1 pseudogene is annotated in these 1,750 nt (G+C 60.6%); it reads left to right on the forward strand.

The window, feature by feature from the left end:
- A pseudogene (locus tag AOA59_RS26455) lies at positions 1-1,750 on the forward strand (DUF637 domain-containing protein); the annotation flags it as partial.

Genomic DNA, 1,750 nt, shown 5'->3' on the forward strand with positions numbered 1-1,750 from the left:
TCGGCGGCGATCTTAATATCGAAAGCCTGCAAGACACCAACACGTACAAAGTCGATGAAAAGAGCCTCGGCATCGGCATCAGTCTTTGTATTCCACCGTTCTGCTACGGCATGAGCTCGATAAGCGGTGCCAGCGCAAACTTTGGCGCAACCAACATCGACTCCAACTATGCCAGCGTCACCGAACAATCGGGCATCAAGGCCGGTGATGACGGTTTCGACATCAACGTGCGGGGCAACACCGATTTGGTCGGCGGCGTGATCGCCAGCAGTGACAAGGCCGTGCAGGACGGCAAAAACAGCCTGGTCACATCCAGCCTCACCAGCCGCGACATCAAGAACAAGGCGGATTACGACGCCAATACCCTCAGCCTGGGCGGCGGCTACAACGAAGTCGGCAAGGACCAGAAGGGCAACGCGCAGACTGGCGGCAAGGTTAACCCGGGCACCGACCTGGCCAAAAACGAGAACAAGATCGGCGCCAACATGCCGATAGCCATCAGCGCCAGCGACAAGGCCAGCAGCGTGACGCGCAGCGGCATCAGTGGCGGTGCCGTTGTCATCACCAACGACGCCGAACAACAGAAGCGCACCGGGCAGAGCGCCGAGAAAACCGTCGCCAGTCTCAACCGTGATGTGTCCAGTGATCGCGATGGCAGCAACTCGCTCAAACCGATCTTCGACGAAGATGAAATCCGCGCCGGTTTTGAGATCGTCAGCGCATTCTCCAACGAAGCCAGTACCTTCCTTGCGAACAAAGCCAGGGAAGCGGACCTCAAACGCCAACAGGCAAAAGAGCTGCAGTCAAAAGCAGACAATCGTGACACGCCAATGAGTGACGCTGCGCGCCTGCAACTGCAGCTCCAGGCGCGGGAGTACTCGGCACAGGCCAACGCGATCTCCGAAAACTGGGGCGCAGGCGGCACCTATCGCCAGATCACCACCGCCCTGATCGGTGCTGCAGGCGGCAATATCAGCGCGGGCAACGCTGCCTTCGTGCAAGGCCTGGTGGTCAATTATGTGCAGCAACGGGGTGCCGGCTACATCGGCGACCTGGTGGCCAAAGGCGAGCTCACCGAAGGCTCGCCACTGCACGCGGCACTGCACGGCATCGTCGCCTGCGCCGGTGCCGCCGCCAGCAGTCAAAGTTGCGGCAGCGGCGCGGCAGGCGCGGCGGCATCAAGCCTGCTCACCGGCCTGTTCTCACAAAGCAGCCCCGACGAAAGCGAAGAACAACGCGAAGCCAAGCGCAACCTGATCGTCAGCCTGGTGACCGGCCTGGCAGCGACCAGCGCCTCCATCGACCCGACCACCGCCAATACCGCGGCGGGTGCGGCGGTGGATAACAACTGGCTGGCGACTCAGCAGATCGTGCAGTTCAAGAAGGAGTATGACGAAGAAAAAGGCCTGATTGCCGCCGGCAAAGTCGTTGCCAAATGGTCGTACATCAGCGGCCGGCAGGATGTTCTGACCCAGTTCGGCATCGGCAAGGGGTTGGCCCAGTCAGGCTGGAATGACGTCACGGGCCTCGCCGAATTTGTTGCGCACCCCATCGAAGGGCTTACCGGCCTTGGCCAACTGATTAATAACCCGGAGGCCAGAAAGCAGTTTGGCGACAGCGTCGTCAACGAACTCAACGTTAAGATAGAAACGATCAAGACCGCGCTGGAAGTCGGCGGCGACGAAAACGCCGAAGCCTTGGGCAAGGCCATCGGCGAAATCGCCTGGCAGGTCGGCAGCATTGCAACGGG

This window comes from Pseudomonas sp. 2822-15, assembly GCF_002742515.1.
GTDB classification, from domain to species: domain Bacteria; phylum Pseudomonadota; class Gammaproteobacteria; order Pseudomonadales; family Pseudomonadaceae; genus Aquipseudomonas; species Aquipseudomonas salomonii.